Annotated in this window: 18 protein-coding genes and 1 pseudogene; 8 read left to right on the top strand and 11 right to left on the bottom strand. The window is 61.8% G+C overall.

The features are described from left to right. Entirely contained in the window at positions 1-786 is a 786-nt protein-coding gene (locus H2515_RS11835; RefSeq protein WP_198660227.1) for a hypothetical protein, read from the top strand. Here H2515_RS11835 and cobC read toward each other — a convergent pair. From cobC to H2515_RS11875, 8 genes are read right to left on the bottom strand one after another with little or no spacing between them, the layout of a single operon-like run. Continuing rightward, positions 783-1,421: an alpha-ribazole phosphatase gene (cobC, locus tag H2515_RS11840; protein ID WP_198660228.1), complete on the bottom strand. Its 639-nt coding sequence runs from the start codon at positions 1,419-1,421 to the stop codon at positions 783-785. The genes H2515_RS11835 and cobC overlap by 4 nt on opposite strands. A gap of 11 nt (positions 1,422-1,432) precedes the next feature. Next, positions 1,433-2,275 carry a hypothetical protein gene (locus H2515_RS11845; RefSeq protein WP_198660229.1) on the bottom strand — a complete coding sequence of 281 codons (843 nt, stop codon included), beginning with the start codon at positions 2,273-2,275 and terminating at the stop codon, positions 1,433-1,435. Positions 2,276-2,314: 39 nt separating this feature from the next. Beyond that, positions 2,315-3,619 carry a UDP-glucose dehydrogenase family protein gene (locus tag H2515_RS11850; RefSeq protein WP_014028430.1) on the bottom strand — a complete coding sequence of 435 codons (1,305 nt, stop codon included), beginning with the start codon at positions 3,617-3,619 and terminating at the stop codon, positions 2,315-2,317. Then, a complete protein-coding gene (locus tag H2515_RS11855) occupies positions 3,616-5,508 on the bottom strand; it encodes an ABC transporter ATP-binding protein (RefSeq protein ID WP_223306920.1) in 1,893 nt (630 codons plus the stop codon). The genes H2515_RS11850 and H2515_RS11855 overlap by 4 nt, the downstream gene beginning before the upstream one ends. Beyond that, entirely contained in the window at positions 5,445-6,689 is a 1,245-nt protein-coding gene (locus H2515_RS11860) for a glycosyltransferase family 4 protein (RefSeq protein ID WP_014028428.1), read from the bottom strand. Before H2515_RS11860 ends, H2515_RS11855 begins: the two co-directional genes overlap by 64 nt. After that, positions 6,686-7,948 (bottom strand): glycosyltransferase, encoded by a 1,263-nt coding sequence (locus H2515_RS11865; protein WP_065412591.1) that lies wholly within the window; start codon positions 7,946-7,948, stop codon positions 6,686-6,688. Before H2515_RS11865 ends, H2515_RS11860 begins: the two co-directional genes overlap by 4 nt. Continuing rightward, positions 7,945-9,363, bottom strand: a complete 1,419-nt coding sequence (locus tag H2515_RS11870; RefSeq protein ID WP_198660230.1) for a glycosyltransferase family protein — start codon at positions 9,361-9,363, stop codon at positions 7,945-7,947. Before H2515_RS11870 ends, H2515_RS11865 begins: the two co-directional genes overlap by 4 nt. Beyond that, positions 9,363-9,701, bottom strand: coding sequence for a hypothetical protein (locus tag H2515_RS11875; RefSeq protein ID WP_065412593.1), 339 nt, complete (start codon positions 9,699-9,701; stop codon positions 9,363-9,365). Before H2515_RS11875 ends, H2515_RS11870 begins: the two co-directional genes overlap by 1 nt. 331 nt (positions 9,702-10,032) lie before the next feature. Between H2515_RS11875 and H2515_RS11880 the strand changes: the two genes are divergently transcribed. The 7 genes and pseudogenes from H2515_RS11880 (at position 10,033) to H2515_RS11905 (ending at position 15,654) form a co-directional block, all read left to right on the top strand. Next, positions 10,033-10,818: a DUF6502 family protein gene (locus tag H2515_RS11880; RefSeq protein ID WP_232821375.1), complete on the top strand. Its 786-nt coding sequence runs from the start codon at positions 10,033-10,035 to the stop codon at positions 10,816-10,818. Positions 10,819-11,107: 289 nt separating this feature from the next. Continuing rightward, positions 11,108-11,167: pseudogene (locus H2515_RS16135) on the top strand (hypothetical protein); the annotation flags it as partial. A gap of 63 nt (positions 11,168-11,230) precedes the next feature. Further along, entirely contained in the window at positions 11,231-12,070 is an 840-nt protein-coding gene (locus H2515_RS11885) for a DUF5666 domain-containing protein (protein ID WP_232821376.1), read from the top strand. Between the two features lie 70 nt (positions 12,071-12,140). Then, positions 12,141-12,386: a hypothetical protein gene (locus H2515_RS11890; RefSeq protein ID WP_198660231.1), complete on the top strand. Its 246-nt coding sequence runs from the start codon at positions 12,141-12,143 to the stop codon at positions 12,384-12,386. Continuing rightward, positions 12,383-13,396 (top strand): NAD-dependent epimerase, encoded by a 1,014-nt coding sequence (locus tag H2515_RS11895; RefSeq protein ID WP_198661467.1) that lies wholly within the window; start codon positions 12,383-12,385, stop codon positions 13,394-13,396. The genes H2515_RS11890 and H2515_RS11895 overlap by 4 nt, the downstream gene beginning before the upstream one ends. A 256-nt stretch (positions 13,397-13,652) precedes the next feature. Beyond that, positions 13,653-14,483, top strand: a complete 831-nt coding sequence (locus tag H2515_RS11900; protein ID WP_198660232.1) for a DUF6502 family protein — start codon at positions 13,653-13,655, stop codon at positions 14,481-14,483. Continuing rightward, positions 14,476-15,654, top strand: a complete 1,179-nt coding sequence (locus H2515_RS11905; protein ID WP_198660233.1) for a DUF5666 domain-containing protein — start codon at positions 14,476-14,478, stop codon at positions 15,652-15,654. The genes H2515_RS11900 and H2515_RS11905 overlap by 8 nt, the downstream gene beginning before the upstream one ends. 35 nt (positions 15,655-15,689) lie before the next feature. Here H2515_RS11905 and H2515_RS11910 read toward each other — a convergent pair whose 3' ends face one another. From H2515_RS11910 to H2515_RS11920, 3 genes are read right to left on the bottom strand one after another with little or no spacing between them, the layout of a single operon-like run. Continuing rightward, the gene (locus tag H2515_RS11910) at positions 15,690-16,499 is read right to left on the bottom strand and encodes a metal ABC transporter permease (RefSeq protein ID WP_085537900.1); all 810 of its coding nucleotides are present in this window, start codon (positions 16,497-16,499) and stop codon (positions 15,690-15,692) included. A gap of 3 nt (positions 16,500-16,502) precedes the next feature. Continuing rightward, positions 16,503-17,408 carry a metal ABC transporter permease gene (locus H2515_RS11915; protein ID WP_198660234.1) on the bottom strand — a complete coding sequence of 302 codons (906 nt, stop codon included), beginning with the start codon at positions 17,406-17,408 and terminating at the stop codon, positions 16,503-16,505. A 4-nt stretch (positions 17,409-17,412) separates the two neighbouring features. Beyond that, the gene (locus H2515_RS11920; protein WP_035191733.1) at positions 17,413-18,237 is read right to left on the bottom strand and encodes a metal ABC transporter ATP-binding protein; all 825 of its coding nucleotides are present in this window, start codon (positions 18,235-18,237) and stop codon (positions 17,413-17,415) included. Positions 18,238-18,245: the final 8 nt, after the last annotated feature.

Consider the following 18,245-nt stretch of genomic DNA (forward strand, 5'->3'; position numbering starts at 1 on the left):
ATGCGGTTTCGATCATTGGTAGGAGTGGGCATTCTGTCCTTGTGGGCAGCAGCGGCAGTTGCGCATGCGGCTCCCCGTTTCACTGTAGGCAATGTGCCATCGTACTACCAGGGGAATTTCGGAACGGGCAGCCATGTCAACATTTTTTACGACGCTACTTATTTACAGTTTAGAAATAGGGACCTGCGTCTCAAATTGATGGTTCCCTACATCTCCGTTTCCGGATTGCCCCAGGGGGCGCGGCTGACGGGCGGGGGTATTGTCCACCGCTCCGGCACAACACAAAGCCGGAATAACGCGAGCGGCCTGGGTGACATTTGGCTATCCGCACACTACACGGTTTACCAGGGAACCGGCCTTTTGCCCGCCGTGGTGCCCTATGCCAAGATCAAGTTCGGTACGGCTTCTGTCGCCAATGGACTGGGCACCGGGCGCAACGATTACGAGATCGGCGTGGGTCTGGACGAGACCATTGGCACCCGCATCTTTCCATTCGCCCATCTAGGCTACCGTTTCGTGGGCAATCCCGCTGGCGGCTATCTGCACAATATCTGGACCTATGACATGGGTACCAGCTTTGTTGCCACGCCACACAACATCCTTACAGCGATGTTTTCTGGTTCCGAATCCGAGCAGCCGGGTTATGCGGGTCCGGCAGACATCATTTTTGCCTGGAACTACAATGTCACGCGTGCTGGCAGCGGTATTCAGCTCTATGCAGACAAAGGATTGTCCAATGGCAGCGCGAATTACGGTGTTGGCCTAGGCGCTCAGGTCGTCTTTTAACTGCTTCCTGGATCTATACAACTCCCTGAATAAAGAACATCTTCGCCGTTCCACGGAGCGTCGGCGAGGCTGAGGCGGCCGTCCTGCCAATGGATAGTCGTGAGGGAGCCGTTCGCGATTTGCACTTGGCGGAATCTGGCAAGCGGCTCGCCCCGGATTTCAAGGACGGCGGTCCTGATCACCCCTGCATGGGTAACGGCCAGGATCGCTCCAGGTCCTGCAGCGGTGTCCTGGAGGAAAGAGCGTACGCGGCGCTGAAGATCGGAAAGGGACTCCCCACCCGGAGGCGTTACCTCGTCGGGGGCCCTTTTCCAGCGCCGCAATAATTCGGGCCACCGCGTCTTGATCTCCGCTTGCTGCAAGCCTTCCCAATCGCCGTAACTCATCTCCACCAGCCGCTCATCCGTGGTAATGGGCAGGCCCAGGCGTTCTGCGACGATACCGGCGGTGGCATAGGCCCGCCGCAGCGGGCTAGCCACAATGGCGGCGAGGTTCAGGCGCGCGAGGTGTTCCGCAACCCTTCGCGCCTGCGCCTCGCCGTTGGGCGTGACTTCCGGGTCGCAGCGGCCCTGATAACGTCCGCTGCGATTCCATTCGGTCTCACCGTGCCGCAGCAAAAACAGGGTGTTTTCCATGGCCTGGGCTTTTAATAACGCCAGGAAACACCGGCCACCAGCCTGCTGCCGGCATGGATGCTCTGACCCGCCAGATCCATCTGGTAGGCGATGACCGGCCGCACGTTTTTGGTAACGGCGTATTCGAGTCCGATACCGCCGCGCAATATATTGTAGAATTCTGAGGCGTTGGGGGTTGTACTGACGGCGAGCGCGTTACTGGCCAGCGTTTTGGAAAAAAACAGGGTGCCGGTAAGGGTAAGGCGGCGGATGAGACCGACGCCCGCCACCGCCGAGGCCCGCACCTGCGTCACACCATCCCTGACATAGATGCGCGGGCCGACGGAAAGGCCGGCGTACGCCAGCCGGGACCCGAAATTATGCTCTACCCCCACTTCGTAATCCGGTTCGACGGCCAGGGCGCCGGTCCCGAGTTGAGGGGTGGTCGATGTCCGCCCGGTGGGAATGATCGCGTTGACGGTAATGGCGTCGGCGAAGTGCGCACGCTGTCGCAATCCGTAGGAGAGGCCGATCTGTTGATCCTGCAACCCACTTGCGGAATAGGACGCCTTCGGTTTGGATTTGGTGAGCATGGCGGCGCGCAGTTGGTAAACCAGCGCCCAGCCCTGCCCGATCCCTTGCTCGCCATCAATCCGGAATTGCGTCTCGGAAAGCTTTGAATGGGTCGGGGTGGTGGTGGTGCTGAATGAAGTCTGCGGGAAGAGGCGGTCGGAGTGATAAAACCGCACCGTGGCCTTGATTTTCCCGGACCCCACGGGGGGAATCCACGGCTGGGCATACGCGTACTGGCCCCATCCCGCGTAACAGACGACCAACATGACCAGGGCCGGGAGCTTCCTGCGGCGGATATGCATGGCTAGCTCTCTCCTATGAGTGATAACATTGGTATGTGCTTAGTTAGCGAAGGCCAGATATTCGAACCCCATGCCGCGCATCGCGTCCGGTGAAAGCAGCCCACGACCGTCCATGACGGCATTACCCGCCATCGAAGAGTGGACGCGCGACCAGTCGAGGCTGCGAAATTCCGGCCAGTTGGTGGCGATCAGAACGGCATGGCAACCCCGGACCGCCGCATAGGCATCAGCGCAATATTCCAGCGCAGCATGGGGCGGCAGCACTTTTTGCGCGGTAGAGGTGGCGACCGGGTCATAGGCCCGAACAACAGCACCCTGCTGGCAGAGCATGGAAATCACGGACAAGGCAGGTGATTCGCGCACATCGTCGGTATGAGACTTGAAGGCCAGACCGAGAACACCTATCGCCTTGCCATGGAGGTCGCCCAGGACCTCGCCGAGCTTCGCGACAGCAAGGCCGCGCTGTCCGGCGTTGATGTCCGTGACCGCATGCAGGAATTGCGAATAGTATCCCTGCTGTTCCGCAATGGCGGAAAGGGCCAGGACATCCTTGGGGAAACAGGAGCCTCCGTAGCCAAGGCCGGACTCCAGGAATTCAGCGCCAATGCGCTCGTCGAAGCCCATGCCCTGGGCAATGGCATGAATATTGGCCCCTACCCGCTCGGCAATACGGGATATCTCGTTGATGAAAGAGATCTTGGTGGCCAGAAAGGCGTTGGAGGCATATTTGGTGAGCTGGGCGCTGGCCGGGTCCGTCAACAGGACCGGACAGCGCAAGGGGGCATATAACGCCGCCACTGCTTCCGCAGCGGCGCTGTCCCAGGCACCGATCACGGCGCGATCCGGGTGGAAGGTGTCATACACTGCCGACCCTTCCCGGAGGAATTCGGGGTTGACGACCAGCGGGGCATTGATGCCCGGTGACAGGTGGCGGGCCAGGATGTCGGCCACGCGTTCCGCATTCCCGCCAGGAGGGGTGGTGCTCTTGAGGACGACGATGAGGGAGCGCGTCGCCGACAGGGCGACCTGCCGGGCGGCCTCTTCAACCTGGCTCATATCGGCATGTCCGCTGGGAGTCGGCGGCGTGCCGACGCAGATGAAGGCCATATCTGCACGCTGCATGGCTTCCTGATAAGAGGTGGTGAAGTTCAGGCGACCGGCCCGGACGTTCTGTTCCACCAGTTCGGGAAGCTCTGGTTCACTGAAGGGGATATCACCCCGACGCAGCAGGACGATCTTCCCTTCGTCCATGTCCACTCCTGTGACGTGGTGTCCTAACTCGGCCAGGCAGGCCGCGGTCGTCAACCCTACATAACCGACTCCGATGACTGCGATGTGCTTCATACTGCCTCCTGCGTGAGGTTCATGGATGATTTGTAGTAGCCCTGCTGCCAGAGTCGGGCATATTGGCCCCCTTGCGCGAGAAGCTGCTCATGGGTGCCGTCCTGAATGATGCAGCCGTGCTCGAGAACCAGTATCCGGTCGGCCGCGGCGATCGTCGCCAAACGGTGGGCGATGACCAGGGTGGTGCGGCCGGTGGTGAGGCGATGCAAGGCCTCCAGCACACGACGCTCAGAGAAGGTATCCAGCCCGCTGGTGGGCTCGTCGAGGATGACGATAGGTGCATCCCGGAGCATGGCCCGGGCAATGGAGACACATTGCCGCTGCCCGCCGGACAGCGACGCCCCCCGCTCTCCGACCAGAGTGTCGTAACCATCGCGCAAGCCTCCGATGAGGTCATGGAGACCAACCGCCTGCGCTGCGTCAATAGCCTCTTCGCGCCCCGCACCGGCGCGACCGTAGGCAATGTTCTCCCAGATGCTGCCGTGGAAGAGGAGCGGTTCCTGCAGGACCAGGGCTATCTGATCGCGGACAGAGGCGAGTTGCAGATCGCGCAGATCGTGTCCGTCCAGCAGGATCCGCCCCTCTATGGGATCGTGAAAGCGGGGAATGAGGCTCACCAGCGTGCTTTTGCCAGCGCCCGTAGTACCTACCAGAGCAACTGTCCGGCCGGAATCCACGCGAAAGGAAATATCCTTCAGCACCATTTCGTCGGGATGGTAAGCAAAGGAAACGGAGCGAAACTCCAGCGCACCGGTGCAAGATGGGAGGCGGATGGCATTTGCGGCGTCCCGGATATCGGGTTCTTCGGCAAATACATCCCCGAGGCGTTCGGCCGCCACTGTCGCCTTGCTGACGGTCCCGGCCATCTTGGCGAACTGGCGCAGGGGCGCTGCCATGCCGCGCAGGTAGGCGAGAAAAACCAGCAATTCGCCCGTCGTGATGCGTCCGGCCAGCACCTGGGAGGCGCCGTACCAGACCGCTACCCCCACGGCTACGGCCACCAGCCCGCCCACCAGGGGGGTAAAACGCATTTGCAGTTCGTTGGCTTCCAGTGCCGCATCCAGACTCTGTTCGGCGCGTTCGCGAAAGCGATTTTCCTCAAAGGATTCCCGGCCATACGCCTGGACGACGGGGATGCCGGCGATGCTTTCCTGTGCCATGCTCCACAATTCGCCTTCTTTCCGCCGCGCCAGACGGAACGCCTGCTTGAGGCGCCGGGTGTGACGCTGGGTGATCACCAGCAGTAAGGGGACGGATGCTATCACCACCAGGGCGTAGCGCCAGTCAATGACGAGCATGATTCCGGCCATGCCGACGATGGTGAGCAGGTGGGCAAAAAGCCCCGTTCCCACCGACACGACGAAATCCTGCAGGGTCTGAATATCGCCACCGAGCCGGGCCATAAGATCCCCGCTCTTCTGACGGCGGTGAAAAGCCAGCGAAAGCCGTTGCAGATGGGCGAAGAGGGTGCGCCGGATGTCGAACACGGCGCGTTGCCCCACCCGCAACAACAGGCGGCCCCCGGCGTAGGCCAGCGCAGAGTCGGCCACGGCGAACAGGAGCATGACAATCCCCAGGACATCCAGCAGCGCCACGCGATGGCCGAGGGGATCCGGCAGGAACCCGGCAAGCCAGACAGGCAGAGGTTTCTGGGAAATCACACTGTCGATGACGAACTTCAAGGGCCAGGGAATAACCAGCAACACCATGGCCCGCGCCGTCATCGCCAGAGCAGCGCCGGACAGCGCCGCCCGGTGCGGGCGCAGAAACCGGCGCAGTTCCCAAAGGGAGAAGGGGCGTTGCCGCTGGTCCATCGCCGCAGCCATCACATCGGCCCGGAGCGCAGGGCGGCGATGATATCCGTCACCTGCCGGGCGGTTCTGTCCCAACCGAAGATCCCTCCCGCCGCCGCGCCGGCGCGCTGCCCCATGGCTTGCCGCTGCGACGGCCCGTTCAGCATGGTAAGGATACAGCCGACACAGGCCACAAGGTCCCCCGGCGGGAAGAGCAGACCGGTAACGCCATCGTCAATCAGGCTGGGTAGCTGGCCTATTCGGGGCGCCACCACGGGCCGTCCGACCGCCAGCGATTCCACCACTTTGAGGGGCGAGAAATAGAACCCGTCCTGGGGGAGGTAGGGCGCTACCGTAAGGTCCATGGCGGCGAGGTAGCCGGGGATATCTTCGTGGGCTACGCGCCCGGTCATGATGACCTTGCCAGCGAGACCATTTTCCGTCGCACGGGACTGGAGGGCGGCACTGCCGGGACCTTCGCCCACCACCAACAGCACTGCCTCCGGCAACTGCCGGCTGACCAGCACAAAAGCGTCGAGCAGAAAATCCAGGCCATGCCAAGGCTTCAAGCTGCCAACAAAGCCGATGACCGGGCGTCCATCGAGCCCATGGCGGGTGCGAATCCCCTGTCCATCCACTTGCGGGTGGAAACGGCTGATATCCACCCCGTTGGGTAGCACGGTCACGCGCTTCGCCGGCACCTGCCGGGAGAGTACATGCTCACGTACGGCCTCTGACACGGCCACGATATGGTCGGCCCGCTGGAAGACCGCGACTTCCGCCTCCTCCGCCATGGCCTTCAGCCGTAACCCACGGAAACGCTCCTGTTCGTAAACCAGAGGCGCATTCACTTCCAGCACGTAAGGCACCCCCAAAGCGCTGGCGAGATCACCCCCGGAGCGATGAAAAAGCGCATAACGCTCATAGAGCGCGTCCGGCCGCACACCTGCTGTGTTCAGGGCGTCCAGGGCGCGCGCCGCGAGCCGGCGGTCGCAGATCAGCTTGTCGATCTCCCGGCGCACAGTCTGATCATATTCCTCCTGCCCGATTCCCAGCCGTTCCCCCTCGCTGCGGATCTCTGTGGGATCAGCGTCGGGTGGCAATTCGATCAGCCGCGCCGGTGGGTGAGGATTCCCCTTCCCCTGCCTGGCGCAGAGTAGCGTGACCGCGTGCCCGGCGCGGGCGAGTGCAGTGGTAAATTCCCGCACATGCACCGACGCCCCTTTGTCTCCGAGGACGGGGATACCACGATCCGCGCACAGGTATACGATATTCATTGCTGCACACTCTGCACGAAAAGGGTGCGCAGGGCCTTGGCGGTCTCCCAGCATTCGAAGCGCTCCTCTATCTTGCCCCGGCTCGCCGCTGCGAGGCGGCGCCGCAGCGGCGCGTCGGCAAGCACCCGTTCCAGGGTGTCGGCCAACACTACCGGGTCCCGCGGCGGTACCAGCAGCCCGGTACGGCCGTCCTCGATCAATTCGGGGATACCCGAAACCGCGGTGGAGACCACGGGCGTGCCGGCCGCCATGGCTTCCGCCAGGACGTTGGGGATGCCGTCCCGGTCCCCGTCCTCCGTTACGTGGGGGGCGAGAGCGAAGACGGTTGCCTGTCCGTAAAATGCCAAGAGGCGGTCGTGAGCCATGGCGCCCGGCAGGGTTACCATAGCCGTCAGGCCCAGCTCGGCGATGTGGGTCTCCAGTTCCTGGCGCAATGGGCCTTCACCGATGATGACGCAACGAAAGGCGATCCCCCGGCTGTGCAGCAGGTGGCAGGCGGTAACCAGGTCTCGCATCCCTTTTTTGGGGACGAGGCGGCCTACCGAAAGGAGCAGGGGCAGATCGGCATTTTCCCCCGGCGGAACATCCGCAAAAGAATCGCCCTGAGGAAAGGCCGCGAGATCGATACCGTGGTAGACGAGATGGATTTTATCCCAGTCCTGGCGTGGCAGAAAACCGCGCAGGTATTCGACATTGTAGCGGGTGCAGGTGAGGACGAAATGCGCCGACTCGATCCGTCGGCGCATGGCCTCCTTGGGAGTCAGGTAGAGATCCTTGGCGTGTGTCGTGAAGCTGTAGGGAATATTGCACATGACCCCGGCCAGGCGGGCGACGGTCGCGGGCGCATTGGCGAAGTGGGCGTGGAGATGTTGGATGTTGTTCTGCAGACAACCATGCGCCACATAGCCGGAACGCAGGAACTGTTTGCCGACGCTCAGTGGCCGGCGGGTGCGGATGGACCACCACAATGCGAGCCCGGTGGCGTGCAAATAGCGCAGCGGCGCCCGGACCGCCACAGCAGCATGCCCCTTGGCTACGGCAAGAATGATCCGGGGCCAGGTGAGGGGAAGATAAGTCACGGTCGCCCGGACCTCCGAAACCGTGGAATGCCGGGGGGCGTCCTCGGGCCGCAGGAGCGAGAAAATATGCAGGGGAGTATCCAAACGCTCCAATGCGCGCATTTCGTTGAGGATGAACGTCTCTGAAAGGCGTGGATAGCGCTTCAGTACATAACCTACCGTCGGGGTTGTCGCCGTCATATGGATATCCCCGTGCTTGTTCCAGAATGGAGCATCTCTTCCAGCACCTCACCAACACGATGAACGCCTCCCAAGTCTATGGTATCCCATTGCTTTCCCGACGGACGGTCACCGGCAACAGCGGTCGGCACCAGCTCCACCAGCCGACCGACGAGGTCTTCCTCGGGCTGGATCACCCACACGAGTCCAAGTTGGCTCAACATCGTTGCGCGCAGCCACTGTTCCATGCGCGGTGTCGAGCGCGGAACCAGAATGGCCGGCTTCCTGGCGGCGAGAATCTCTGCCGTGGTGTTATACCCCCCCATGGCCACCACGAGATCAGCCATGTGCAGCAAGCCCACGAATTCGGTGGTATAGGGGATAATCCGGATGTCCGGACGCTGAGCGGCAATCCCGGCCAGCGACTGATACTGGTCCGGCGGCATGAGCGGGCCGGGGACGACAATGCTGTGCACCGTGTTCTGCGGAATCCGGCGCAAGGCCTCAAGATAAGCATCAATCAGAGCATATCCATCGCCGCCGCCGCCGACAGTAACGAGAACCACCGGCAAACCCGACGGCGCCACTGGCACGTCCGCAACGCCGTGCAGGCCCGTGCGGGCGACATAACCGCAGTAGCGCACCTTGGCCGCCACCCTCGGTGAAAGCTTGTAGGCACTCACCACGTCGAACAGGTGGCGACTGCCGTAAACCAGGATCTGGTCATACTCCGTTTCCAGCAACTCGTAGATGCCCTGTGTCTGCCAAATCTGGCGCACCGTCTCGGGACTGTCGATGACGTCCCGCAACCCCAATACGGTGCGGGTCGCTGGCATCTCCTTCCGGATGAACCGCAGCGCCGGCAACAGCTCCCCTTTCATTCCCGCCGGGGCATGATCGATCAGGAAGAAATCCGGCCGGTAGGAGGCAATGGCGTCCAGGATCGCCGCCTCGCGCTGCGCCTTGACCGCCTCGAAGCTGGAGGAAAGGTCCCTGGCTGCATATTCCTCGGCACCGACCTTGATGACGGGAGGGAGAGCCCGTACTTCCAGGCCAGTCGGCATTGGCCAGGAACCGGCCATGGGGGAACCGGTCAGCAGCATCCCTGAAAAAGGCGGTTTACGCTGCATAAGGTGCTCGACGATGGCCAGATTCCGCCGTAAATGGCCAAGGCCGAAGGTATCATGAGAATAAAGGAGCACTCGTCGCGCCGCTCGCCCATGCTTTGCGGCAGGCCACTGGTGCAAGGCAACTGTGGGTATCGACTGCCCCGTTGCTACGAAAGTCCCGGAGGAGGACGAGGAATCGCCAGCAAACGACAGGTTCTGCCGGATTTCCCGGTCCGCGTAGCACTGACCGGCGGGCATCGAACCCGCCGTGTGCGCACCGGGCAGGCGCCGATATCGCCCTGTTCCCCGCTGCATGAGGGGTTTCATCACCGTCCTCCTGAGCGGAGAAATTTGAGAAAGGGCTTGCCGAAGGGTTTCTGAATCGTCGCTGGTGAGACTTGTTCAGCGGGGGATTCGGTCTGCGGCAATAGGCCGTCCGGACGGCGATAGGAACGGCGATTCCTGCGCCAGCAATCCATACAGAACGTCGCCCAGGCGCCATCGTGAAAGATGCGCACCGCGTGCGGGCTGAGATGGCCGCAAATCGTGCCGACGGTAGTGTCGGCATCACTCACCTGCTTCAACTCAGTTATAAACTGACAGGCCCCCAGCATCAGGGGAGCTTCGTCGTGTGGAACGCTTTTCTGCTCGTAAGTGGTTGCCATAACACTCTCCTTGACTCTCTCCAATGTTGGGAAGTGACGCCGATCGCGGCACTTTAAACAAGCGTAGTGGTAAATTTTCCCACTGTCAATGACCACCCAGACTCACTCCGGACATGCGTGCCGTTCTCCGGTCCTAGCTACGCCCAGCACCGGCAAAGCACTGTCCAATCATTGTGTTGGTGCATACAGCTTGTCTGCCACATGGCCTCTTCCTGTCCGGTGACTGGTAGACATTGGTGCTCCGCTACCGCACAATAAGAATTGTGGGAATATATACCACTACCTGCTACACTTGACGCGGAAACTGATGGAGGCGAACCCTAGGCAGGCCATGAATGGAGTATTGAAAACGGCAGTGTTGGCGATCCTGCGCCCTTTGATCCGGTATCTGATCGGACAGGGGTGGACCTATGGGGCGTTGGCGGACGCCCTCAAAATGGTATACGTAGCAGAGGCGGGCCAGCACTATGGAGAGGCCGCCGGGCGGCCGCTGACGGACAGCCGGATCAGCCTGCTGACCGGGATCCACCGCAAAGAGGTCAAACGGCTGCGGCTGCTCCTGGAGGAGCACGGCGAGCGGCCGATGTTGCGGCACGGGGCCAATATCGCGGCACAGATGGTGGCCGCCTGGGTGTCGATGGCGGAATATACGGACCCTGCCGGGCAGCCCCGGCCGCTGCCCCTGCGCAGCGAGGCGTCCCCGAGCTTTGAGGGACTGGCGCGCAGGGTCAAGGCTGACATGCGCCCGCGCGCCATTTTGGACGAGTTGGGCCGGGTGGGGGTGACCCAGGAGCAGGAAGGCGTGGTGCACCTGCTGCGCGTTGCGTATATTTCCGATCTGCCCGAAGACCAGGTCGCTTTTTTGGGGGAGAACGTCGGCGATCACCTGCGCAGCGCCGTACACAATCTGGAAGGGGGAGAGCCCTTTCTGGAGCGAGCGCTGTATTTCGATGCGCTGCCCGCAGCCGTGCTGGAGGAGGCGCGACCGGAGATCTATCGGATGAGCGAACGGCTACTGCGGGAAGCCCATCAGCGGCTGAACGCCGCCGAGTCACCCGAAGGACCCCAGCGGCGACTCCGCCTGGGGTCTATTACTACGAAGAAGACGCTGCGGTGAAACCAACTGAGGAACCGGCAGCGGTGGACGAGCCGCATGCCTAAAACCCTGCGCTGGTGGGGCTTGGTCCTGACCCTGGCGGTACTGCCCGGGACGCAGGCCTTTTCCGATCCGGCGGGCGGCATCGGAGGCTCAGGCATCCACCCCGGCGGCATCGGCGGCACGGGCATACATTCCGGCGGCATCGGCGGCACGGGCATCCAGCCAGGGGCATCGGCGGCACGGGAATCACGGCACTGGGGTAATCCAACGCTTCGGCAGCATCTATGTCAACGGTCGGGAATATGCCCTGAGCCCCCAGACCCGCTACAGCGTCGACGGCGCCGCAGGTACGGCAAAAGACCTGCATCTCGGGGACCGCGTCACCGTCCAGGCCGCCGCCGACGGGCGGACGATCGCCCAGGAGGTACGAGTGGACCATGCCGTTATCGGCAGGGTGACGGAAGTCAATGCGGCCAAGCGGCAATTCACCATTCTCGGCGAGACCTTCCAGGCGGACGAAAAAATCTCGATTGCCGTGCGCAACTCTGGCCAATCCCTGCCGTTCAAGATCCTGCAAGTCGGTGACGTGGTCTCGGTCAGCGGTCTCAATAGGGGAGGCGGGTACTGGTTGGCGACGGCGATCACCCGTCTCTATCCGGCGGATGCCGCGCCCGCTCGGGTCCCGTTGCTGCTGCGGGGCCAGGTGGACGCCCTTTATCCGGATCAGAACACCCTGGAAGTCGGGGCAACAAAACTCAAGGTCAATGGGGCCCTGCTCCGTGCCATCCAGGTGGGGCAATCCGTGGTGGTCAGGGGCGAATACACCGATGGAGAGACCCGCGTGGAAAGCGTGAGCCCCACCGCGCTGGCGGTGCAGGACGTCGGCAATCGGGTGTCCCTGGTGGGCTATCTGGATCGCGGGGGTAGCGGATGGACCAGCGACGGGGTGTCCCTAGTGGAGAGCCCCCATACCCTCTATGCAAACGGGGATGCCGCAGACATGCGAGCCGGCAGCATGGTCGCCATCAACGGAGAGGTCAAAGCCCCAGGCGTCGTCGCGGTGGAAAGCGTCACCTTCAGCATCAACCCTATGGACTTCGATTTGCCCCCCTTGCCACCGGTGGCGCGGGGCGTGGGGGGGAATTGGGAGCGATCTGAAAATGAGGGTGAGCGCCCAGAGATCAATAGCCCAGAAATCGAGCGGCCCGACGTCGAGCGGCCGGAGGTGAGACCACAGGTGGAAAGGCCGGAAATCCTTGATGGCGATTAAGAAAAAGCTATATTACATCGCCGCGTTGTACCACATATGTTAAATTTAATCATACAGATGGAGGATGCGGATGAACTTGGAAAGCAACCTGCAGGGGATGCAACTCCTGACCTATTCATCAACAACCTGGCGACGGAACGAGGCAACGCCGGACACAGTTCGGCGAAGTTGCAGGAGGGATGACGTGATCCGCCATACTTCTATGCCCGAGGTCCTGCAAGGCCATTACCAGAGCGGTGCGGGGGCTGATACTGGTGCGGTACAGGGGAGGAGCAGCCATTGTCTGCACACGCTCCTGGCGCAGGCTTTCTCATGAGCCGGCGGATTCTCGTCACCGGCGCCGGGGGCTTCATCGGCTACCACCTGTGCCGCCGTCTATTGACCGAAGGGTGGATCGTGCATGGTCTTGATAACCTCAACGCCTATTATGACCCCGCCCTCAAGCGGGATCGCCTGGCGCATCTGGAAAACCATTCGGACTTTCAATTCCACACCGTGGATCTTGCCGATCGGGCGGCCATGACAAGCCTCTTCGCCGGGCCACATTTTGATGTGGTGGTGAACCTTGCGGCCCAGGCGGGCGTCCGCCATTCCCTCCAGGATCCCGCCGCTTATGTCGACAGCAATCTGGTCGGTTTCGCCAATGTTCTGGAGGGCTGTCGCGCCCAGGCCGTGGACCATCTGCTTTTCGCCTCCTCCAGTTCGGTCTATGGTGCCAACGCCCGCCTGCCCTACAGCGTCCATGACGGGGTCGATCATCCGCTCAGTCTCTACGCCGCCAGTAAGCGGGCTGGTGAACTCATGGCCCATAGCTATGCACATCTTTTCGGCATTCCCTGCACCGGCCTGCGTTTTTTCACGGTCTACGGACCATGGGGCCGACCGGACATGGCCTATTTTCGTTTCACGCGCCAGATCCTTGCCGGAGAGCCCATCCCCGTCTTCAATCATGGCCAGATGCGCCGGGATTTCACCTATATCGACGACATCATCGAAGGCGTGGTGCGGCTCCTGGACTGCGCACCGCGTCCTGCTCCGGCCGCAGCGGAGCAGCAGGATCCGAGCACCAGCAACGCCCCCTTCCGTATTTACAATATTGGCAACCATACCCCGGTAGCCCTGCTCGATTTCATCGCGATCTTGGAGGATCTGCTGGCGCGCAAGGCCAACATCGAATGGCTGCCCATGCAGGCCGGGGACGTTATTGCCACCTATGCCGATGTGCGTGAATTGCAGGAGGCAGTGGGTTTTTCCCCCGCCACCCCCTTGCGCGATGGCCTTGCCCGTTTCGTCGACTGGTATCGGAATTATTACGACGCCTCTTGAAAACCGGTGACACCAGACCACAACACAGTGGGTTGGACATAACGGCGTTCCTGCTGACCGCATGCACAAATCACCGGATGAGACTGGTGAAATCTTGCCTCCGTGTTCTGTGCGCGGGCAATCTTGACTAACGGAGGGGCGTTGCGCGTGTATCTGGAGTGGTGAGTGGTGAGTGGTGAGGGTAAATGGTGCGTCCATATTTCACTACCTGCTACACTTGACGCGGAAACTGATGGAGGCGAACCCTAGGCAGGCCATGAATGGAGTATTGAAAACGGCAGTGTTGGCGATCCTGCGCCCTTTGATCCGGTATCTGATCGGACAGGGGTGGACCTATGGGGCGTTGGCGGACGCCCTCAAAATGGTATACGTAGCAGAGGCGGGCCAGCACTATGGAGAGGCCGCCGGGCGGCCGCTGACGGACAGCCGGATCAGCCTGCTGACCGGGATCCACCGCAAAGAGGTCAAACGGCTGCGGCTGCTCCTGGAGGAGCACGGCGAGCGGCCGATGTTGCGGCACGGGGCCAATATCGCGGCACAGATGGTGGCCGCCTGGGTGTCGATGGCGGAATATACGGACCCTGCCGGGCAGCCCCGGCCGCTGCCCCTGCGCAGCGAGGCGTCCCCGAGCTTTGAGGGACTGGCGCGCAGGGTCAAGGCTGACATGCGCCCGCGCGCCATTTTGGACGAGTTGGGCCGGGTGGGGGTGACCCAGGAGCAGGAAGGCGTGGTGCACCTGCTGCGCGTTGCGTATATTTCCGATCTGCCCGAAGACCAGGTCGCTTTTTTGGGGGAGAACGTCGGCGATCACCTGCGCAGCGCCGTACACAATCTGGAAGGGGGAGAGCCCTTTCTGGAGCGAGCGCTGTATTTCGATGCGCTGCCCGCAGCCGTGCTGGAGGAGGCGCGACCGGAGATCTATCGGATGAGCGAACGGCTACTGCGGGAAGCCCATCAGCGGCTGAACGCCGCCGAGTCACCCGAAGGACCCCAGCGGCGACTCCGCCTGGGGGTCTATTACTACGAAGAAGACGCTGCGGTGAAACCAACTGAGGAACCGGCAGCGGTGGACGAGCCGCATGCCTAAAACCCTGCGCTGGTGGGGCTTGGTCCTGACCCTGGCGGTACTGCCCGGGACGCAGGCCTTTTCCGATCCGGCGGGCGGCATCGGAGGCTCAGGCATCCACCCCGGCGGCATCGGCGGCACGGGCATACATTCCGGCGGCATCGGCGGCACGGGCATCCAGCCAGGGGGCATCGGCGGCACGGGAATCACGGCACTGGGGGTAATCCAACGCTTCGGCAGCATCTATGTCAACGGTCGGGAATATGCCCTGAGCCCCCAGACCCGCTACAGCGTCGACGGCGCCGCAGGTACGGCAAAAGACCTGCATCTCGGGGACCGCGTCACCGTCCAGGCCGCCGCCGACGGGCGGACGATCGCCCAGGAGGTACGAGTGGACCATGCCGTTATCGGCAGGGTGACGGAAGTCAATGCGGCCAAGCGGCAATTCACCATTCTCGGCGAGACCTTCCAGGCGGACGAAAAAATCTCGATTGCCGTGCGCAACTCTGGCCAATCCCTGCCGTTCAAGATCCTGCAAGTCGGTGACGTGGTCTCGGTCAGCGGTCTCAATAGGGGAGGCGGGTACTGGTTGGCGACGGCGATCACCCGTCTCTATCCGGCGGATGCCGCGCCCGCTCGGGTCCCGTTGCTGCTGCGGGGCCAGGTGGACGCCCTTTATCCGGATCAGAACACCCTGGAAGTCGGGGCAACAAAACTCAAGGTCAATGGGGCCCTGCTCCGTGCCATCCAGGTGGGGCAATCCGTGGTGGTCAGGGGCGAATACACCGATGGAGAGACCCGCGTGGAAAGCGTGAGCCCCACCGCGCTGGCGGTGCAGGACGTCGGCAATCGGGTGTCCCTGGTGGGCTATCTGGATCGCGGGGGTAGCGGATGGACCAGCGACGGGGTATCCCTAGTGGAGAGCCCCCATACCCTCTATGCAAACGGGGATGCCGCAGACATGCGAGCCGGCAGCATGGTCGCCATCAACGGAGAGGTCAAAGCCCCAGGCGTCGTCGCGGTGGAAAGCGTCACCTTCAGCATCAACCCTATGGACTTCGATTTGCCCATCATACCGCGGATGCCGGTGCTCCCTCCCGCATTACATCGTCCCGAAATTGAGCGTCCGGAGTTTGGCCCCCCGGAGATGGAACCCTTGGTGGAAAGGCCGGAACTCCCTGATAACGATTAATCCAAAACCCGGCAACTGAAGAGGCTGATCAGTATTTATGGCGCCACGAAATTGCGTTGCTGCTGATTCCAGTGCCGGTAAGAACGCGCCACCGTAAACAAGCCCGCACCAAGGGTCCCGACAAAAAACCCGATAGGCCAGTTGGTCCAGTAAGAGAGCGCAATGGCACTCCAGATGCAGCCCTCTGCAAACATCACGGACAGCACCAGCACGCGCATGGGATTGCCGCTCAACGCCTGGGCGGCAGCCGGCGGGCCAACCAGCAGGGTGAACACCAGAAAGGCTCCCACCACCGGCAAGGCCGTGGCAGTCACCAGGGCCAGCAGGGTCAGAAACACCAGATCCATCCGTGCGGCGCGGATCCCCTGCAAGGCCGCCAGATCGGGAAAAGTCGAATCCAACAAGAGCGGCCGAAAATACAGAGCAATCCCCACAACCACTAGCGCACAAATACCCAGTATGGGCAGCAGATCTGCGTCGCTGACCCCCAGCACCTCGCCAAAAAGCAAAGAAAATACCGCCGGCGCATACTCGCTGGTCATACTGAGTAACAACGCACCCACCCCCAAAAACAGCACCAGCACCAGCCCCGTGCCCACATCGCGGCGCCCCATGCGCACCAACTGGCGCAAGAGCAAAACCCCCATTCCGACAAAAATCAGCAGTCCGATCAGCGGATTGATCCCCAGCAGGTTGGCTGCCGCCGCCCCCGGAAAGGCTCCCAGCGGTAGGGCATGGGCGGCAAAAGCCGAGCGCCGGGCCACCACAAAAAATCCGACGAAAGCCGCGACGAAAGCGATGGCAGTGCCAGCTATCCAAGTATTAATCATAAAACTGGAAAACATGTTTTATGCTTCGCAGTGCGGCCAGATGACCGGTTGCGGACGCACCGACAAGCCCATCACCTTAGCTACCAGCACCGCCGCCAAATAAAACAGAAACACCAGCGTCACTACAAAAAAACTCACTGGCCAGGCATTACCGGAAAACCAGTAGTAACTTTCATAGGCCATCCAGATACCACCCCAGACTGCCGTCAAAGCGATAGCATTGGCCCAGAATATCGCCTGCGCCGGACGCCTGCTCAGGCGAATCGCCGCACCCGCCGGGCCGATGAGCAAAGCCGTCGCCAGCACCGCGCCGATGGCCAGGGCACAGACCGCTACCGCCAACCCCAGAGCCAGCAGTTGCAGCAAACCGATCCAACGCAGGGAAATACCCCGTGCTGCTGCCAGATCAGGGTCCACCGCCGTCAACAGCATCGGCCGGTAGAGCAGACCCACGAGTAAAAACACTGCGGCGGAGGCCATCAACGCAGGACCGATAAGACTCTGGGGAATCGCAAACATGGAGCCAAACATTACCGATACCGCTGCACCCGTAGTGCTGGTAGTGGTCACATCCAGATAGAGAAAGAGCGCCGACAGACCCAACCCTGCCCCCAGAACAATACCCGTGGCAAGATCACGCTCCCGTACCTTGCGTACCCCCAGAAATTCCATCCCGAAAGCCGCAATCCAGGCCATGCCCAGAAAACCCAGCAAGGGACTGATGCCCAGCAGGAAGGAAGCCGCCCCCCCGGCACTGCTCACATCGGCCAGGGCATGCCCAGCAAAGGCATTACCGCGTAATACGGTAAACACCCCGATCACTGCGCTGACCAGCGCTGCGCAGGCACCGACAAGCAAGGCGGTTTGCACCGGCTCACTACTCAAAAAACTGGAATGCGCTAAAAACGCCCACAGATTCTCCATGATACTAAACCCCCGCTACCGGATGCGGCTCATGCGATGTCGTGCCCGTCTCAACCTCTTCAGCGGCGAGATCGGGTAACACCAGTATCCGCTTGCCGTGACGCAACACCGTAACCGAATAACCATAGAGCTTACCCAACACCTCAGGCTGCACTACCTCTTCCACGCTCCCCGCAGCGGCCTGTCCACCCACCAGATAGACCAAACGATCCATCACCGGCAGCAGAGGATTCATATCGTGGGCCGTCACCAGCACGGCAATGTGCTGGGTGTGGGTCAACGTACCGAGCAGTGCCACCAGTGCGTTGGCACTGCCAAAATCCAGATTGGCCAGGGGCTCGTCGAGAATCAGCAGGCGCGGCTGACGCACCAAAGCATGGGCAATCACCGCCCGCTGTTGCTGACCGCCAGAGAGTTCTCCTACCCGCTGATCGGCAAAGGCTCCGGCCCCGACCGCGTGCAACGCCTGATCTACCAAGGTTTTTTTACGGCCGGAAAACAACGGCAGACCAAGGTGATGCCCATCCAGCCCCAACTGCACCAAATCACGGGTCCGCAGGGGGATGTCCGGATCAAGGGCAATTTTCTGTGGCACATAGCCCACCAGAGCACGGCGCTGATCCGCCGGTGCGCCATCAATCAGAACCTGCCCAGAGCGCTGCGCCGTCAGGCCCAGTAGGCTACGCAACAGGGTTGTTTTGCCCGCCCCATTCTCACCGATCAGAGCGCAGAGCTGACCGGGGTAAAGATCAAAACTGACATTCCGTAAAATGCTGCGGCCGCCCAAATCTACCGAGAGACGAGCAACCGAAAGTACCGGATCAGACATTGCCAATG

It is taken from the genome of Acidithiobacillus ferrivorans, assembly GCF_016250455.1.
Taxonomy (GTDB): domain Bacteria; phylum Pseudomonadota; class Gammaproteobacteria; order Acidithiobacillales; family Acidithiobacillaceae; genus Acidithiobacillus; species Acidithiobacillus ferrivorans.